This is a genomic window from Vibrio sp. 10N.222.52.C3, assembly GCF_041474195.1.
Classification (GTDB): domain Bacteria; phylum Pseudomonadota; class Gammaproteobacteria; order Enterobacterales; family Vibrionaceae; genus Vibrio; species Vibrio crassostreae_C.
This window is the reverse complement of record NZ_JBFRTQ010000192.1, coordinates 1-15,641: the sequence shown is the minus strand read 5'-3', so window position 1 is coordinate 15,641 and position 15,641 is coordinate 1. Positions and strand designations below refer to the sequence as shown.

The 15,641-nt window shown below is 45.0% G+C and carries 13 protein-coding genes and 1 pseudogene; 4 read left to right on the top strand and 10 right to left on the bottom strand.

The window, feature by feature from the left end; genetic code table 11:
• Positions 1-157: 157 nt before the first annotated feature.
• The 5 genes from secF to queA form a co-directional block, all read right to left on the bottom strand.
• Positions 158-1,105: a protein translocase subunit SecF gene (gene secF, locus AB4517_RS21890; protein WP_017062837.1), complete on the bottom strand. Its 948-nt coding sequence runs from the start codon at positions 1,103-1,105 to the stop codon at positions 158-160.
• Positions 1,106-1,119: 14 nt separating this feature from the next.
• The gene (secD, locus tag AB4517_RS21885; protein ID WP_102320714.1) at positions 1,120-2,976 is read right to left on the bottom strand and encodes a protein translocase subunit SecD; all 1,857 of its coding nucleotides are present in this window, start codon (positions 2,974-2,976) and stop codon (positions 1,120-1,122) included.
• A gap of 20 nt (positions 2,977-2,996) precedes the next feature.
• On the bottom strand, positions 2,997-3,326 hold the full coding sequence (gene yajC, locus AB4517_RS21880; protein WP_010440492.1) for a preprotein translocase subunit YajC: 330 nt from the start codon (positions 3,324-3,326) through the stop codon (positions 2,997-2,999).
• A gap of 111 nt (positions 3,327-3,437) precedes the next feature.
• Complete coding sequence (gene tgt, locus AB4517_RS21875; protein ID WP_017056177.1) at positions 3,438-4,574, bottom strand: tRNA guanosine(34) transglycosylase Tgt; 1,137 nt, start codon at positions 4,572-4,574, stop codon at positions 3,438-3,440.
• 195 nt (positions 4,575-4,769) lie between these two features.
• On the bottom strand, positions 4,770-5,822 hold the full coding sequence (gene queA / locus AB4517_RS21870; protein ID WP_017062523.1) for a tRNA preQ1(34) S-adenosylmethionine ribosyltransferase-isomerase QueA: 1,053 nt from the start codon (positions 5,820-5,822) through the stop codon (positions 4,770-4,772).
• Positions 5,823-6,156: 334 nt separating this feature from the next.
• On the opposite strand from queA, the gene AB4517_RS21865 reads away from it, so the two are divergent.
• Entirely contained in the window at positions 6,157-6,603 is a 447-nt protein-coding gene (locus tag AB4517_RS21865; RefSeq protein WP_017062524.1) for a CBS domain-containing protein, read from the top strand.
• Between the two features lie 69 nt (positions 6,604-6,672).
• Here the strand turns inward: AB4517_RS21865 and AB4517_RS21860 are convergent, their stop codons facing one another.
• Entirely contained in the window at positions 6,673-7,578 is a 906-nt protein-coding gene (locus tag AB4517_RS21860) for a hydrogen peroxide-inducible genes activator (protein WP_372149951.1), read from the bottom strand.
• A 210-nt stretch (positions 7,579-7,788) separates the two neighbouring features.
• Here AB4517_RS21860 and AB4517_RS21855 point away from each other — a divergent pair, with 210 nt between their 5' ends.
• The 3 genes and pseudogenes from AB4517_RS21855 to AB4517_RS21845 form a co-directional block, all read left to right on the top strand.
• Entirely contained in the window at positions 7,789-8,397 is a 609-nt protein-coding gene (locus tag AB4517_RS21855; RefSeq protein WP_004740353.1) for a peroxiredoxin C, read from the top strand.
• A 311-nt stretch (positions 8,398-8,708) separates the two neighbouring features.
• Complete coding sequence (locus AB4517_RS21850; RefSeq protein WP_017062527.1) at positions 8,709-9,452, top strand: copper homeostasis protein CutC; 744 nt, start codon at positions 8,709-8,711, stop codon at positions 9,450-9,452.
• 146 nt (positions 9,453-9,598) lie between these two features.
• Positions 9,599-9,862, top strand: a pseudogene (locus AB4517_RS21845) (hypothetical protein); the annotation flags it as partial.
• Positions 9,863-9,871: 9 nt separating this feature from the next.
• Here AB4517_RS21845 and phoU read toward each other — a convergent pair.
• The 4 genes from phoU to AB4517_RS21825 form a co-directional block, all read right to left on the bottom strand.
• Positions 9,872-10,570, bottom strand: coding sequence for a phosphate signaling complex protein PhoU (gene phoU / locus AB4517_RS21840; RefSeq protein ID WP_009848270.1), 699 nt, complete (start codon positions 10,568-10,570; stop codon positions 9,872-9,874).
• Between the two features lie 74 nt (positions 10,571-10,644).
• Positions 10,645-11,463: a phosphate ABC transporter ATP-binding protein PstB gene (pstB, locus tag AB4517_RS21835; protein WP_009848269.1), complete on the bottom strand. Its 819-nt coding sequence runs from the start codon at positions 11,461-11,463 to the stop codon at positions 10,645-10,647.
• A complete protein-coding gene (gene pstA, locus AB4517_RS21830; protein ID WP_372149954.1) occupies positions 11,464-13,173 on the bottom strand; it encodes a phosphate ABC transporter permease PstA in 1,710 nt (569 codons plus the stop codon). It abuts the gene before it with no gap.
• 111 nt (positions 13,174-13,284) lie between these two features.
• Complete coding sequence (locus tag AB4517_RS21825; protein ID WP_137002331.1) at positions 13,285-15,501, bottom strand: ABC transporter permease subunit; 2,217 nt, start codon at positions 15,499-15,501, stop codon at positions 13,285-13,287.
• Between the last annotated feature and the right edge of the window lie 140 nt (positions 15,502-15,641).

Here is a 15,641-nt window from a genome sequence, read left to right as displayed (position 1 = left end):
TACGAGATACGAGATACGATCAGGATGTCTCTTAGTGAAATGAAGTTCAACATACTTCAACGCTAAATTGTATTGAGCTTCCCTAGAATACAGACGTAAAAAAACCGCTAGTTGCCTAGCGGTTTTTTTGGTTTAGCGAAACTTATTAAGCCAAGGCCTAAGGCATCTCGTCAAACTCTTCACCTTCTTTGTCCACTTGTGGTGGCATTAGGTGTTCACGCGTAATACCTAACTTCATAGCCAGTGCAGATGCAACGTAGATAGAAGAGTAAGTACCAACCGTAATACCCAGTAGAAGTGCAGTCGCGAAGCCGTGAATCATAGCGCCGCCCTGAACGAACAGTGCGATAACTACGAATAACGTGGTACCAGAAGTGATCAATGTACGGCTCAATGTTTGTGTGATTGAGCTGTTCAGTACTTCAGGTGCTTCACCCTTACGCATCTTACGGAAGTTCTCACGGATACGGTCGAATACAACAATGGTATCGTTGAGGGAGTAACCGACGACCGTTAGCAAGGCTGCTACGATGGTAAGGTCGACCTCAATTTGCATTAGAGAGAACACACCCAGAGTGATGATAACGTCGTGCGCCAGTGCTAATACTGCACCCGCAGCCAAACGCCATTCAAATCGCACTGATACGTAGATCAAGATACAGATAAGAGAAACTAGGATAGCAAGGCCACCCGCTTCTGTTAATTCGTCACCCACGTTAGGACCAACGAACTCGATACGACGCATTTCAACTTGCTCACCAGTACCATTCTCAATAGCAGAAAGGATTTGGTTACCAAGCGTTTCGCCCGCTACGCCATCACGTGGACGTAAACGAACCATCACATCACGAGCTGAACCGAAGTTCTGTACCGTTGCATCACCAAAGCCTTCGGCTTCTAGTGCACTACGAATATCAGGAAGGTGTGCCGGTTGTTCAAAACCAACTTCAATCAGAGTACCGCCAGTAAAATCTAGACCCCAGTTCAACGATTTCGTTGTTAGGGTGAAGATAGCAGTACCAATCATCAAGATAGAAAAAACAAAGGCAACCTTTGACCAACGCATAAAGTCGATCATTTTGTCTGCTTTTAGAATCTGAAACATATTAATTCCTAGCCTTAGATCGACAGTTTTTTAACGCGTTTGCCGCCATACATCAGGTTCACGATACAACGTGTTCCGATAATAGCTGTAAACATTGAAGTCAAGATACCGATAGACAGCGTTACCGCGAAGCCTTTGATAGCACCCGTACCCACAGCAAATAGAATGATTGCTGTTAGTAGTGTGGTGATGTTGGCATCGGCGATTGTGCTGAATGCGTTCGCGTAACCTTGGTGAATCGCTTGTTGTGGACTGCGTCCATCTCGAAGCTCTTCACGTATACGCTCAAAGATCAGAACGTTCGCATCGACCGCCATACCGACCGTTAATACGATACCGGCAATACCTGGCAGGGTCATGGTAGCCCCCGGGATCATCGACATCACACCGATAATCAACACCAAGTTAGCCATTAGCGCAACGTTCGCAATCAGACCAAAGCTACGGTAGTAAAGCAGCGTGAATAACATAACCGCAGCCATACCCCAAACCATCGCCATGATACCCATATCGATGTTTTGCTGCCCCATAGATGGACCAATGGTACGTTCTTCTACAATCGAGATAGGCGCAATCAATGCACCAGCACGAAGTAGAAGTGCCAAGTTATGAGCTTCAGCTGTTGAATCAATACCAGTAATACGGAAGTTACGACCAAGTGCAGATTGAATCGTCGCTTGGTTAATCACTTCTTCGTGCTTACTCAAGATAACTCGACCTTCCGGTGTTTTACGACCGCTGTCTTTGTACTCTGCAAATACCGTTGCCATTAGCTTACCGATATTCTGACGAGAGAATGCAGACATCTTGCTACCACCTTCGCTGTCTAGCGAGATGTTAACTTGAGGACGACCATATTCATCAACACTTGAGCTTGCATCAGTAATACTTGAGCCGCCTAGAATAACGCGCTTCTTAAGTACCACAGGACGACCATCACGATCTTGCTTGATTTCGCTACCCGCAGGGGCACGACCAGAAGCGGCAGCGGCTAAGTCAGCACTGCTATCCACTTCACGGAACTCAAGCGTCGCGGTAGCACCAAGAATTTCTTTAGCGCGAGCCGTGTCTTGAACACCAGGCAATTCCACTACGATACGGCTAGAGCCTTGACGTTGAACCAAAGGTTCAGCAACACCAAGTTCGTTAACACGGTTACGTAGAATGGTAATGTTTTGCTCTACCGCATAGTTGCGGATTTCTTGAAGACGAGCCTCTGTGAAGCTAGCAACCAAAGAAAAACGACCATTAGATTCAGAATCTACAAACGTCATGTCTTGGTGCTTAGATTGCAGTAGCGATTTCGCTTCAGCAAGCTGCTCGGCGTTACGTAGAATCACTTCAACCGCATCTTTACCAGATGGGCGAATTGCACGGTAACGGATTTTTTCTTCACGAAGTTCGCTACGGAACGCTTCTTCTTGTTGGCCAACCAGCTTTTGCATCGCAGCGTCCATATCCACTTCCATCAAGAAGTGAACACCACCACGTAGGTCAAGACCAAGCTTCATTGGTGCAGCACCAATAGATTCAAGCCAATCAGGAGTTGAAGCAGCTAAGTTTAAAGCAACGATTACGTCTTCATCTAATGCTTCAGTGATGACATCACGAGCACTAATTTGAGAGTCTGTATCGTTAAAGCGAACAAGAATGGAACCGTTTTCTAGAGCAACGGATTTAGTAGAAAGGTTTTCAGCTTCAAGAGCATTGGTGACAGCATCCAGCGTAGACATATCTACAGAGGCGCCGCGCGCCCCTGTAACTTGAACTGCCGGATCTTCACCGTATATATTCGGAAGTGCGTACAACGCAGCGATGGCGATAGTAAACACCACCATCAGGTACTTCCATAACGGGTAACGGTTTAGCACAGCGAGGATCCTCTAGCTGTTTATAGAGATTTCAGAGTACCTTTTGGTAGCACTGCTGTAACGAAGTCTTTCTTGATAACTACTTCGTTGTTTGCATTCAGTTCGATAGCAACGTAGTCGCTGTCTTCTGCAATCTTAGTGATCTTGCCAATTAGGCCGCCGCTTGTAAGAACTTCATCACCTTTGCCCATAGAAGACATAAGGTTCTTGTGCTCTTTAACACGCTTAGCTTGTGGACGGTAGATCATGAAGTAGAAGATCACAGCGAACATACCTAGCATGATAAGCATTTCGAAACCGCCGCCTGCTGGTGCACCTTCTGCTGCTGCGTGAGCTTGAGAAATAAACATTTAAAACATCCTCTATTTATATTTTCGTAATTGTTTGTCTAATTGGGTCGCATCCCTTTATTTTCAAGCCCCATCACTCGGAAGAGAGATAGGGCTCGCAAAAAAGAAATACTAAGATTCTTTACCTAGTGGTGGCACTTCACGCCCCATTCTTGCGTAGAACTCTGCAACGAACTCTTCAAAGCGGTCTTCATCGATAGACTGACGAATGTCTGACATTACTCGTTGGTAGAAACGCAGGTTATGAATCGTGTTCAGTCGAGCACCTAGGATTTCGTTACAACGATCCAAATGGTGTAAGTACGACTTGCTGTAGTTCTTACAAGTGTAACAGTCACACTCTGAATCTAGTGGTGTTGTATCGGTTTTATGCTTCGCATTACGGATCTTGATCACACCTTCAGTCACAAACAGGTGGCCGTTACGTGCATTTCGCGTTGGCATTACACAGTCAAACATGTCGATACCACGGCGAACACCTTCAACCAAGTCTTCCGGTTTGCCTACGCCCATTAGGTAACGTGGCTTATCTTCTGGCAGTTGAGGACATGTGTGCTCAAGAATGCGGTGCATATCTTCTTTTGGTTCGCCTACTGCTAGGCCACCTACTGCGTAACCGTCAAAACCAATTTCTGTTAGGCCTTTAACGGATACATCACGAAGGTCTTCGTACACGCCACCTTGAACGATACCGAACAGTGAGTTCGGGTTTTCAAGTTTGTCGAAGTGGTTACGTGAACGCTCAGCCCAACGAAGAGACATCTCCATTGAGTCTTTTGCTTCTTTGTGTGTCGCAGGGTAAGGCGTACACTCATCGAAGATCATTACGATGTCTGAACCTAAATCTTTTTGGATTTCCATAGACTTCTCAGCGTCCATGAAGATCTTGTCACCGTTTACAGGGTTACGGAAATGAACACCCTCTTCAGTGATTTTACGCATTGCACCTAGGCTGAATACTTGAAAGCCGCCTGAATCAGTCAGGATAGGACCGTGCCAGTTCATGAAATCGTGCAGGTCACCGTGCATTTTCATGATTTCTTGACCAGGACGTAGCCATAGGTGGAATGTGTTACCTAATAGGATTTCAGCACCTGTGTCTTTTACTTCTTCAGGTGTCATACCTTTAACAGTACCGTAAGTACCTACAGGCATGAATGCTGGGGTTTCAACGGTACCGCGTTCAAACTGAAGTTGACCACGACGTGCGCCGCTATTAGTTTTTTTAAGTTCGTATTTTAATTTCACGAAGCCTCCAATATGCCAGAGAAACAATCTGACTGTTAATTCAGAACCTTAGGCCAAACAAAAGTTCAGTCTAGTGGGTTCTATGAGGAGCGGTCGCGTATTCCTTGCGAGAGATTAGACAGACACCCTGCCCGACTCCTAGCTTACTGCTAGCACCCGTAAATTCTAATGTATATCGTTTATAACTAGCTTAAATTAGCTTGTTTTCTTATTGATGAACATGGCATCACCGTAGCTGAAGAAACGATATTCGCTCTTCACTGCGTGATCGTATGCGCCCATCACGTTGTCGTAACCTGCAAATGCACTCACCAACATAATCAGTGTTGATTCTGGCAAGTGGAAGTTGGTAATCAAGCAATCCACCAACTGGTATTCATAGCCAGGGAAGATGAAGATTTCTGTATCACCAAAGAAAGGAACGAGCTCAGTGCCTTTCTTCAATGCATCTTGAGCTGCACTTTCTAGTGAGCGTACTGATGTTGTACCAACAGCAATAATACGGCCGCCACGGGCTTTTGCTGCAGCTACGGCGTCAACCACTTCTTGCGGCACTTCAACGTACTCAGCATGCATGTGGTGATCGTTAATATTATCAACTTTTACTGGCTGGAACGTACCAGCACCAACATGAAGCGTCACGTAAGCAAACTCAACACCTTTTTCTTTCATGTCAGCCATTAGCTTGTCATCAAAGTGAAGGCCTGCTGTTGGCGCTGCAACCGCACCCGGCTTTTCATTATAGACAGTCTGGTAGCGCTCTTTATCTGCATCTTCATCAGGACGATCGATGTAAGGAGGCAGTGGCATGTGACCAACACTGTTAAGAATCTCTAAAACGCTTTGATCAGATGTGAAATGGATTTCGAATAACGCATCGTGACGCGCCACCATTTCAGCTTCATATTCATCGTTCTCACCAAGGAACAACTTGGTACCCGGCTTCGGTGATTTAGAACAACGAACATGCGCAAGAATGCTTTTCTCATCAAGCATACGTTCAACCAGCACTTCAAGCTTACCGCCTGATGCCTTGCGACCAAATACACGAGCTGGAATCACTCGAGTGTTATTGAAAACAACAAGATCGCCTGGCTCAACCAAGTCTAAAACGTCTTTAAACGAACCATCAGCTAGGTTACCGCTGTTGCCATCTAATTTAAGCAGGCGGCTTGCTGTACGCTCCTCTTGAGGGTAGCGAGCAATGAGTTCATCTGGTAGGTCAAAGTGAAAATCTGAAACTTGCATGTGTCTAGTCTTGTCTTAGTTGATGAGATTTGTGCCGTTGACGAATCATAAATCGTAGTTGCTGGATAATCGTTACGGTAAGTCAATCGTTACCAGAAACACATCGCAAACACGACTAAAAATTTCGCAGTGGGCTAGTATAGGCACACGAGCCGCAATAGCAAGGTTTACAGCACTGGATTATTGTAAAGAGGCGTAAAATAATGCGACTGATTCACCTCCTCAAGCTAAAGAATTAGTTGCATAAAACTCACCCAAGAATGCGTCAGATCTCAGTTATTTTTTGGATAAAAAACTATAGTAATAGCAACAAATAAAAAAGAAGGAGGTTCGTATGATCAAGGTTGAAGATATGATGACTCGCAACCCTCATACCCTATTGCGCTCACACTCACTGGCCGATGCTAAGCACATGATGGAAGCACTTGATATCCGCCATATTCCGGTCGTCGATTCCGACAGGCAACTACTAGGTGTCGTCACACAACGAGACGTTCTCGCCGCTCAAGAATCCAGCCTACAAAACATCCCACAAGCTCAATCTTTTACTCTTGCTACTCCCCTCAACGACATCATGCACAAAAGTGTTATGTCGGTAGAGCCGCGTGCAGGATTAAAAGAATCGGCTATCTACATGCAGAAACATAAAGTGGGCTGTTTACCTGTCGTAGAAAACCACGAACTAGTAGGCATTATTACAGACAGCGATTTTGTCACGATAGCGATCAATTTACTGGAGCTGCAAGAAGAAGTAGAGCCAGAAGAAGCAGAAGTAGAGTAACGCTCGGAATTGATATAAAGAAGAGCGGCCAATTCAGCCGCTCAGAGGGATTGTTGTCGCAGCGGATTATTATAGAAGCTCAGATACCACATCCGCTAATTGATGGAATGTCTCACGACGCGAAGAGCTTGGTCGCCAGACAAGGCCAATATCTCGGTAGGCCTGCTGACCAGGAGGATCGATCACAACGAGATTCTGTTTTTCCAATAAACCGTGGTCGATCGCCATTTGCGGAATAAAGGTGGTTCCTAAACCATTGGCCACCATTTGCACCAATGTGTGAAGGCTCGTCGCAGTGAACGGGTTGATCTTCTCTTTATCCGTTAACTTACAAGCCGACACAGCATGCTCGGTTAAGCAATGCTCGTTCTCCAACAAAAATACAGATTCGTCTGGCAGGTCATCGTATTTGATCGGAACGCGAATACCATCAGCTTGATTGCGACTGATCACCATCCGGAAAGGGTCTTGCCCAACAACTTGGCTTTCCATATTGTCGATATCGACAGGCAAAGCCAGAATCAGCACATCTAAGTCTCCATGACGCAGCGCAGCCAATAGGTTGGTCGTTGTGTCTTCACGTAACAGCAAATTTAATTGTGGAAAGCGCTGGTTGGCTTCCTGTACCAAATCGCACAAAAGGAACGGCGCTATAGTAGGAATACACCCGACTCGCAGCTGCCCTTGCATCGCATCCCCGTTACATAGATTTCCAAGCTCTACGAGATCTTGTCCTTTCGCTAGTAGCTCTCGACCGTGCTTGACCACCAGCTCACCTGCTTGCGTGAAAACTAGCGGGCTCTTTTTATCTTTCTTCTCATAAAGCGGGCAACCAATCAGCTCTTCTAGGTTTTGAATGCCTTTACTTAGCGTAGATTGACTGACGAAACAGCGATCTGCGGCATCACTGAAATGACGAGTTTCGTGAAGAGTAACAAGATAGTGAAGTTGCTTAAGACTTGGCCATTTATTCATGAAATTACTTTGTAATATGAGTAGGATAAGTTAGGTAAAGGTCATTCGACCTAAGGACAGGACAAAGAATAAGCTTATCGCTTTTTTCGATTAACTTAATCTATTTAATTCGCTTTTTTCTATAGTACCGATTGTACTATAGTTTGTCCCGTAGAAACGGAGCCCAAACAAAGATGTGTTGGGCCAACTAATTTTTTAGGAGATTCCAAAATGGTACTAGTAGGTCGTCAAGCCCCTGACTTTACTGCAGCAGCTGTTCTAGGTAACGGTGAGATCGTTGATAACTTCAACTTCGCAGAATTCACTAAAGGTAAGAAAGCTGTAGTTTTCTTCTACCCACTAGACTTCACTTTCGTTTGTCCTTCAGAGCTAATCGCTTTCGACAACCGTCTTGAAGATTTCCAAGCTAAAGGCGTTGAAGTAATCGGTGTTTCTATCGATTCTCAATTCTCTCACAACGCATGGCGTAACACTGCTATCGCTGATGGCGGTATCGGTCAAGTTAAATACCCTCTAGTTGCTGACGTTAAGCACGAGATCTGCAAAGCATACGATGTTGAGCACCCAGAAGCAGGCGTTGCTTTCCGTGGTTCTTTCCTAATCGACGCTGACGGCCTTGTACGTCACCAAGTAGTTAACGATCTTCCACTAGGTCGTAACATCGACGAAATGCTACGCATGGTAGACGCACTAAACTTCCACGAGAAGAACGGTGAAGTTTGTCCTGCACAATGGGAAGAAGGTAAATCAGGTATGGATGCATCTCCAAAAGGTGTTGCAGCATTCCTATCTGAGCACGCTGACGACCTAAGCAAGTAATTACCTCTTAAGCCCGAACTCAACGCGGGTTAATGGTTGGAAGATTCTCTTTAAAGAGACATAAAGCATAAGCTAATAGCGCAAAGCGCACCGCCAATCAGTTAAGAAGTAAAGTCCTATTAAAAGCCCGAAGTTAACGCTTCGGGCTTTTTGTTTTCCCCCTCCTCGCTCCCCTAGACTGACTCTTGTAATAGATAATTGAGGTAGCGATAAACCTAAACTTTACCTCTATTTTCCCTTATCCCCATCTATTCAGAATCACACCTAGATTGCTATTATTTCATCAGTATCTTTTTGAACGGATAAACACGATGAACACCGAAATTGAAGTCTGTATCGATAACTTAGAATCTCTTCATACCGCACTATCTGGTGGCGCGAATCGAATTGAGCTTTGCTCTTCATTAGCACTTGGCGGATTAACTCCAAGCTTCGGAATGATGAAACAAGCGGCAATAGTTTCGTCGGTTCCGGTCTACGCTATGATACGCCCAAGACAAGGCGACTTCATTTTCGATAACGACGATATGCTCTGTATGCTTGAAGATATTGAAGCTTGCGCAAATGCAGGATTGGATGGGGTCGTACTTGGTGTGTTAGCGCCGAACGGAAGTATTGATATGCCAAAGATGCAACAACTGGCTGACAAAGCGCACTCGTTAAAGCTTGGGATTACCTTCCACAGAGCCATCGATCAAAGCTCTGATTTCCAAGCAGCATTAGAACAAATCATTACACTTGGATGCGAAAGAGTCCTGACATCAGGGCTTGCTGCTAATGCTGAGCAAGGTATCGATGTATTGGCTGCAATGGTCAAACAAGCCGATGGACGAATTGATATCATGGCGGGGGCTGGCGTTAACGCTGCGAATGCCAAAATGATTCAAAGCGCTACCCAAGTACCTGCTCTTCACCTTTCAGGTAAATCGACAAGGCCGAGTCTAATGGAAAACAACTCAAGTGCTCAAATGGGCAGTGATAATATTGATGATTATCAGATCCCAGTGACAGATGCGAGTAAGATATCTGATGTGAGAGCCGCCCTCACCGCTTAGGGCAATAGTCGCCAGCATAAATCCAGAGAACCTCGCTGACTAATCTAACTGACTGACGTATATTAGATTTAATAGCGCAGAAAATTTTCATGGATAGATATGGCTAAAGACTTATTCAGCTCTCTTGATTTAAACCTGTTACGAAGCAAAACATGTTTGGAAGAAACCAAATCCACGGCTTTCAGGCTGAAATTGGCGTGGCAAGTTATGACGGTACGAAAACGCGCTCAGGCGAAGTAGAAGAGAAAACAACACATGGTATAAGCCTAGGCGGGGCCTACGTTTACCAAGCGACACCAATGCTTGGATTACGTGCTGGTGTTGATATGAATATTTTTGATCACAACAAAACCTTTGTGCCTTACGACACAACGGTCAATTTCAATCTTGGTGCAATAATTAGCTTCTAAAGATAAGCTCTATTTGAGTGCGTCATCAAGGCTTTGATCGCCTAGGTGACGTACATCTTTACCCTTCACAAAGTAAATAATGTATTCGCAGATATTTTGGCAGCGGTCTCCCACTCGCTCAATCGCACGCGCTGACCACATCACCTGCAAAATATTAGGAATGTTCTTAGGGTCTTCCATCATATAGGTCATTAACTGACGAATAACGGCCTCGTACTCCGCATCCAACTTATCATCAAGCTTGTGAACTTCAGCTGCCGCATCAACATCCATACGAGCAAAAGCATCTAATACTTGGTGAAGCATGGTGATAGCCTGACGGCAAAGAGGCTCTAAAGATACGTGGAATTTCTGCTCTTTGGTTGAAGGGATCTCAATAGCACCTTGCGCAATTTTAGAAGCAACATCGCCAATACGTTCCAGATCGGTAATCGTTTTGATGATCGCCATAATCAAACGCAGATCCTTCGCTGTCGGCTGACGCTTTGCAATGATTCGAGTACAAGCCTCATCAATCGACACTTCCATCGCATTCACTTTGTGGTCATCACGAATCACTTTTTTGGCCAATTCAACATCGTCTTTATGAAGCGCCTGCATTGCAAACGAGAGTTGCTGCTCCACTAACCCGCCCATGGTCAATACATGAGTACGGATCGATTCTAACTCGACATTGAATTGCCCTGAAATGTGGCGACCGAAATGCATACTTGCTCCTTGAAAGAAATGAAGAAAGCCATTTTTGTAGAGTGACTTAGCTCTAGATGACACCTTTGGAGAGGTTAGCCATATCTACCAGTAATGTAGTCTTCCGTCTGGTTTTTCAATGGAGACGTAAAAATTGAGTCCGTATCTGAGTACTCGATCAATTTTCCCATATGAATAAAGGCAGTATGGTCACTTACACGCGCGGCTTGTTGCATGTTGTGGGTAACAATCACCACTGTGTATTGTGTTTTGAGATCGTTGATCAACTCTTCAATCGTCAAAGTAGAAATCGGATCGAGTGCCGATGTCGGCTCATCTAACAACAGCACTTCAGGCTCAATCGCAACCGCACGAGCGATAACCAAACGCTGCTGTTGACCGCCAGATAAACCAAAAGCATTCTCATGCAACCGATCTTTCACTTCATCCCATAACGCAGCAGCGCGCAGAGAGCGTTCAACCGCATCATCAAGGTCTCGGCTGTTGCTAACGCCTTGTAGCCTCAAGCCATAAACCACATTCTCATAGATAGATTTAGGAAAAGGGTTTGGACGCTGGAATACCATACCCACACGGCGTCGTAAGGTCGCAACATCCACCTTAGGGTGATAGACGTTCTTGCCATGAAGCTTCACTTTCCCGGAAACCTTACAGCCTTCAACAAGATCGTTCATGCGATTAATGCAGCGCAGCAGAGTCGACTTACCACACCCAGAAGGGCCGATAAACGCCGTCACCTGCCCCTTCGGGATCTGCATCGAGATATCATCAAGTGCTTGACTCTCTTTATAGTAAAGATTTAGCCCTTCGATCGAGATAGCAATTTGCTCATCCTTCAGATTGTGAACATCAAGTGGTGCTTGGTAACCCAAGGTTTCATTAATCGAGAACATCTAATCTTGTCCTAAGGTTCGGTATTTTTCACGCAAGTTATTACGGATATTGATGGCTGTTAAGTTCAACCCAACAATCACCGTAACCAATAAAAATGAAGTCGCATACACTAAAGGTCGTGCCGCTTCGATATTAGCGGTTTGAAAACCAACATCATAGATATGAAAGCCTAAATGCATGAACTTTCTATCTAAGTGTAAATACGGAAACTGACCATCGACTGGCAAGCTAGATGCCAATTTAACAACACCCACCAGCATAAGTGGTGCAACTTCCCCCGCGGCTCTCGCGATTGCCAAAATTAAACCAGTGATAATCGCTGGGCTTGCCATCGGTAAAACAATGCGCCAAAGCGTCTCAAATTGAGTCGCACCAAGCGCTAATGAACCGTGCCTCACTGCACTAGGAATACGCGTTAAGCCCTCTTCCGTGGTTACGATAACGACTGGAAGCGTCAATACCGCTAAGGTTAGTGCTGACCAAAGTAGACCCGGTGTGCCAAATGTCGGAGCGGGTAATCGCTCTGCATAAAACAACGTATCAATCGAGCCACCAATGGTATAAACAAAAAAGCCTAAACCAAAAACGCCATACACAATCGACGGTACACCCGCCAAGTTAATCACGGCGATACGAATTAAACGTGTTAGTGCGTTGTTTTTTGCGTATTCATGAAGATATATCGCAGCGACCACGCCAAGAGGCATCACGACGATCGACATGAGAATAACCAACAGTACTGTACCGAAAATGGCAGGGAATACACCGCCTTCAGAGTTTGAGTCTCGTGGGTTCTCTGATAAGAATTTCCAAACTTGTTTGCCCCAGTGCCCAACCTTTTCTAGGTAAGACATATTATTTGGGTACCAATAATCCAGAATGTGGCTGAGCGAGATCTCGACCAGCTCGCCTGTCATATCCTCAACCAGCAAGCTTTCGACATTAAGTTGCGTTCTAAGGTGCTCAAGCTTAACTTCGGCTTCACCTAACTGGCGGTTTAATTCCAGTTTAGTTTGAGTATAGGTTGTAAGGTATTCATCACTCACTGACTCATTGAGTTCAAGCTTACGCTTTTCTAAGCGCAGGTTTTCCAATTGCCAGCTGATATTACGAATTTCTTGGTTCACGACACGCGACGTTTCTTTACGTAGCGCATCAGCGAACGCCAAGCCTTGTTCGAGCTTTTGGTCTATGTTCGAATCAAAGGTGCCAGAAGCGGTTTTAAAACCCACCGGCTTACCAAAGAAATAACCACCTCGACTTCGTTCAATCACAACCCAATCAAGCGGGGTAGTGGGTTCACGTAAGTTAACATCCAGAATAGAAACAAAGTCCGCAGGGTACAGTTCTCTGTTAGCAACTTTGATGCTTAAGCGCTGTATCAGCCCAGTCGACAAATTTTGAGGAGACAAAAGGTCATGGACTTGTGGAACTTGCTCTATCGGGATGTATTTTCGTTCATATAACTGACCAACCAATACATCTTGTTTTGATACGGTTTCGTCAAGATCGACCACTAGCGATAAGTCTTTGGAGTCAACTTGCCATTGATACAAAGGTGCGGGCCAAAAATAGGTTAAGCCCTTCCAACCAATCAGCAGCATTAGGCCAAGAACAGAAAGCATACTGATGCTCACCGCCCCGCCCGTAAGCCAGATCCACGGAGAGCCCGATTTAACCCAAGATAATAATGACTTCAGTTTATTCATCATGATCGACCTTGCTCTTGGCGTGCTGAAATCAAGGAGCTGCAAAGATCAAGAGACACGCTAGTCAAGCCACTAAAAGCCATTGATACACATTGAGGCAAACCTTTAAAACTACAGCGCACGATATTTATCTCTCAGTCTTTGTCTAACCCACTCAGCAACTGAGTTCACCGCGAATGTAAAGATAAACAGCAAGAGTGCAGCCAAGAACAGCAAGCGGAAATGAGAACCACCCACTTCTGATTCTGGCAGCTCAACAGCAATCGTTGCCGATAAAGTTCTCATCCCTTCCAAAACATTCCAGTCAAGAATTGGGGTGTTACCTGTCGCCATCAAGACGATCATGGTTTCACCAACTGCTCGCCCTAGGCCCATCATAACCGCAGAAAAGATACCTGGACTCGCCGTCAATAGCACCACATAAATAAGCGTCTGCCACGCCGTCGCACCCAACGCTAATGACCCATCAGACAAATGTTTAGGTACAGAGAAAATAGCATCTTCAGCAATAGTGAAAATCGTTGGGATGACCGCAAAGCCCATAGCAAAACCAACCACTAGCGCATTGCGTTGGTCAAAGTCGATACCATAGCTAGCCAAGAAGGTACGAATATCACCACCAAATAACAAGGCTTCAATGTTGTTTCCACCAGCAAACACCGCAACCACAGTAATCACCAATACCGGAATCAATATCAGAGCATGCCAACCATTAGAGAAGCGACCCGTTACCCTCTTCGGTAAACAGAACCAAACAAGTCCAGTCAGCAGTGTGCTCAGTGGTAATAACACCATCAATGAGAAGACGGCCGTTAAATGCGTCTCGACGATTGGAGCAAACCAAAGCCCGGCCAAGAATCCGATGATCACGGTCGGAAGTGCTTCCATCAGCTCTATCGAAGGCTTCACCACTCTTCGCATGCGTGGAGACATAAAGTAAGCGGTGTAAATAGCTCCGAGCACAGCAACCGGCACGGCAAACATCATCGCAAACAGAGCTGCTTTGATAGTACCGAATGTGATAGGTACTAAACTGAATTTCTCTTCAAAGTCATCATTCGCCGACGTTGATTGCCAAACGTATTGCGGCTCAGGGTAACTTTCATACCAGACCTTTTGCCAAAGCGATGAGAATGATATTTGTGGGTATTCATTATCGACCTTAGCCACACTGATGGTGCCATCAATCAGCGTCGCCAGATGCAGTTCATTGGCAGACATAGCCGCTAATTGTGGTGATTTATCAAATGCACGCTCGAACAGCGACAGTTTTTCACTGGTCGTATAGTGGCTTTGTAATGTGCCGTTCTTATAGAAGCTATAAAAACCCTTTCTATAAGTATCAGGAAGAATAAATTGCACTTGTTCAGCAAGTTGGAAGTCTCGAATATGGGTCAGGCTACGCTTTTCATCTTTGAGTACATCGAACCATTGAGAAACCTGTCCGTCCTCATGCGTAACCAACAACGAGTATGCGCCAGACAATAAATCGATGCTTTTCACGGAATGCTTCGCATCATTTAAGCTAAGATCAATCACTTCACGAACATCAAAACCGTTATCTGATAGTTTCAAAACAACCAAATCCGATTGTGCTCGTAGGTATAAGGTTTGCCCATCAGGTGTGACAAGCAGTTGCTGCTGCAAGCCCAACTTATCCGATAGCCATTGGCTCTTCTGAAAAACATACTGACCAGTAAGGTCACTCTGATACCACTTAACCAAGACTCGTTGGTCACTTAACTGCGCGGCAACCGTAATCCCACGTCCATTCTTAGAGAACGCGAATTTGTCGATCGTCGCCCCATTTGAGGGTTCATCATTTAAAAATGGTTCTGGGAGATCGATTTGCTCAATTTTAGGATCGGCTTCACTGCCCTTTTGCAGCACAGGCGCACTATACTCAGGATAGAAAAAAGTAAGGTTGCTTGCACTATCGGCAAAGGCAAACCAGTTTTCTGATGGGGTATTTCGAGAGAAGGCAACAGGATTGGCTAAAACATTTCGCTCAAAGTAAGAGTGTGTATTTTGAGACTCTAAATCCCAAAACTGCACCAAGCCAGATTTTTCGATAGTAAATGCATGCTGACCGTATTCATCAACAGATAAGGCGATAGGCTTTTCTACAGCAACGGTCTTTACGGCTTGGTCTGTCTCTAAACCAGTATCAGAAAACACCGGTAAAATGACCATCGCCAAGTAAACAAAGATCAATACCAGAGCAGCTAGAACACTGACGGCACCACATGTCACTGAAAAACGGACGAGACGATCTTTCAACCATCTTTTTTTGTCACGCTCTTTCAATGAAAATTGGGCTGAAGCCATCTGTTTATCTACCTTTTTTTAGCTACTGACATAATATGTACGTTAGATGACAATTATATTACAAGTTACGTTAAACAACTGAAACTAATAACAAGTTTGTTGACCATATTTCTTAAAGTAAGATCATAGATTTTGTGAAT

Bases quoted from the DNA above. Each gene is read 5' to 3' on its own strand.
- phoU (WP_009848270.1), bottom strand. From the start codon at position 10,570: ATGCATTTCGGTCGCCACATTTCAGGGCAATTCAATGTCGAGTTAGAA.
- AB4517_RS21855 (WP_004740353.1), top strand. From the start codon at position 7,789: ATGGTACTAGTAGGTCGTCAAGCCCCTGACTTTACTGCAGCAGCTGTT.
- AB4517_RS21825 (WP_137002331.1), bottom strand. From the start codon at position 15,501: ATGGCTTCAGCCCAATTTTCATTGAAAGAGCGTGACAAAAAAAGATGG.
- AB4517_RS21850 (WP_017062527.1), top strand. From the start codon at position 8,709: ATGAACACCGAAATTGAAGTCTGTATCGATAACTTAGAATCTCTTCAT.
- AB4517_RS21860 (WP_372149951.1), bottom strand. From the start codon at position 7,578: ATGAATAAATGGCCAAGTCTTAAGCAACTTCACTATCTTGTTACTCTT.
- secF (WP_017062837.1), bottom strand. From the start codon at position 1,105: ATGTTTCAGATTCTAAAAGCAGACAAAATGATCGACTTTATGCGTTGG.
- pstA (WP_372149954.1), bottom strand. From the start codon at position 13,173: ATGAATAAACTGAAGTCATTATTATCTTGGGTTAAATCGGGCTCTCCG.
- yajC (WP_010440492.1), bottom strand. From the start codon at position 3,326: ATGTTTATTTCTCAAGCTCACGCAGCAGCAGAAGGTGCACCAGCAGGC.
- AB4517_RS21865 (WP_017062524.1), top strand. From the start codon at position 6,157: ATGATCAAGGTTGAAGATATGATGACTCGCAACCCTCATACCCTATTG.
- pstB (WP_009848269.1), bottom strand. From the start codon at position 11,463: ATGTTCTCGATTAATGAAACCTTGGGTTACCAAGCACCACTTGATGTT.
- queA (WP_017062523.1), bottom strand. From the start codon at position 5,822: ATGCAAGTTTCAGATTTTCACTTTGACCTACCAGATGAACTCATTGCT.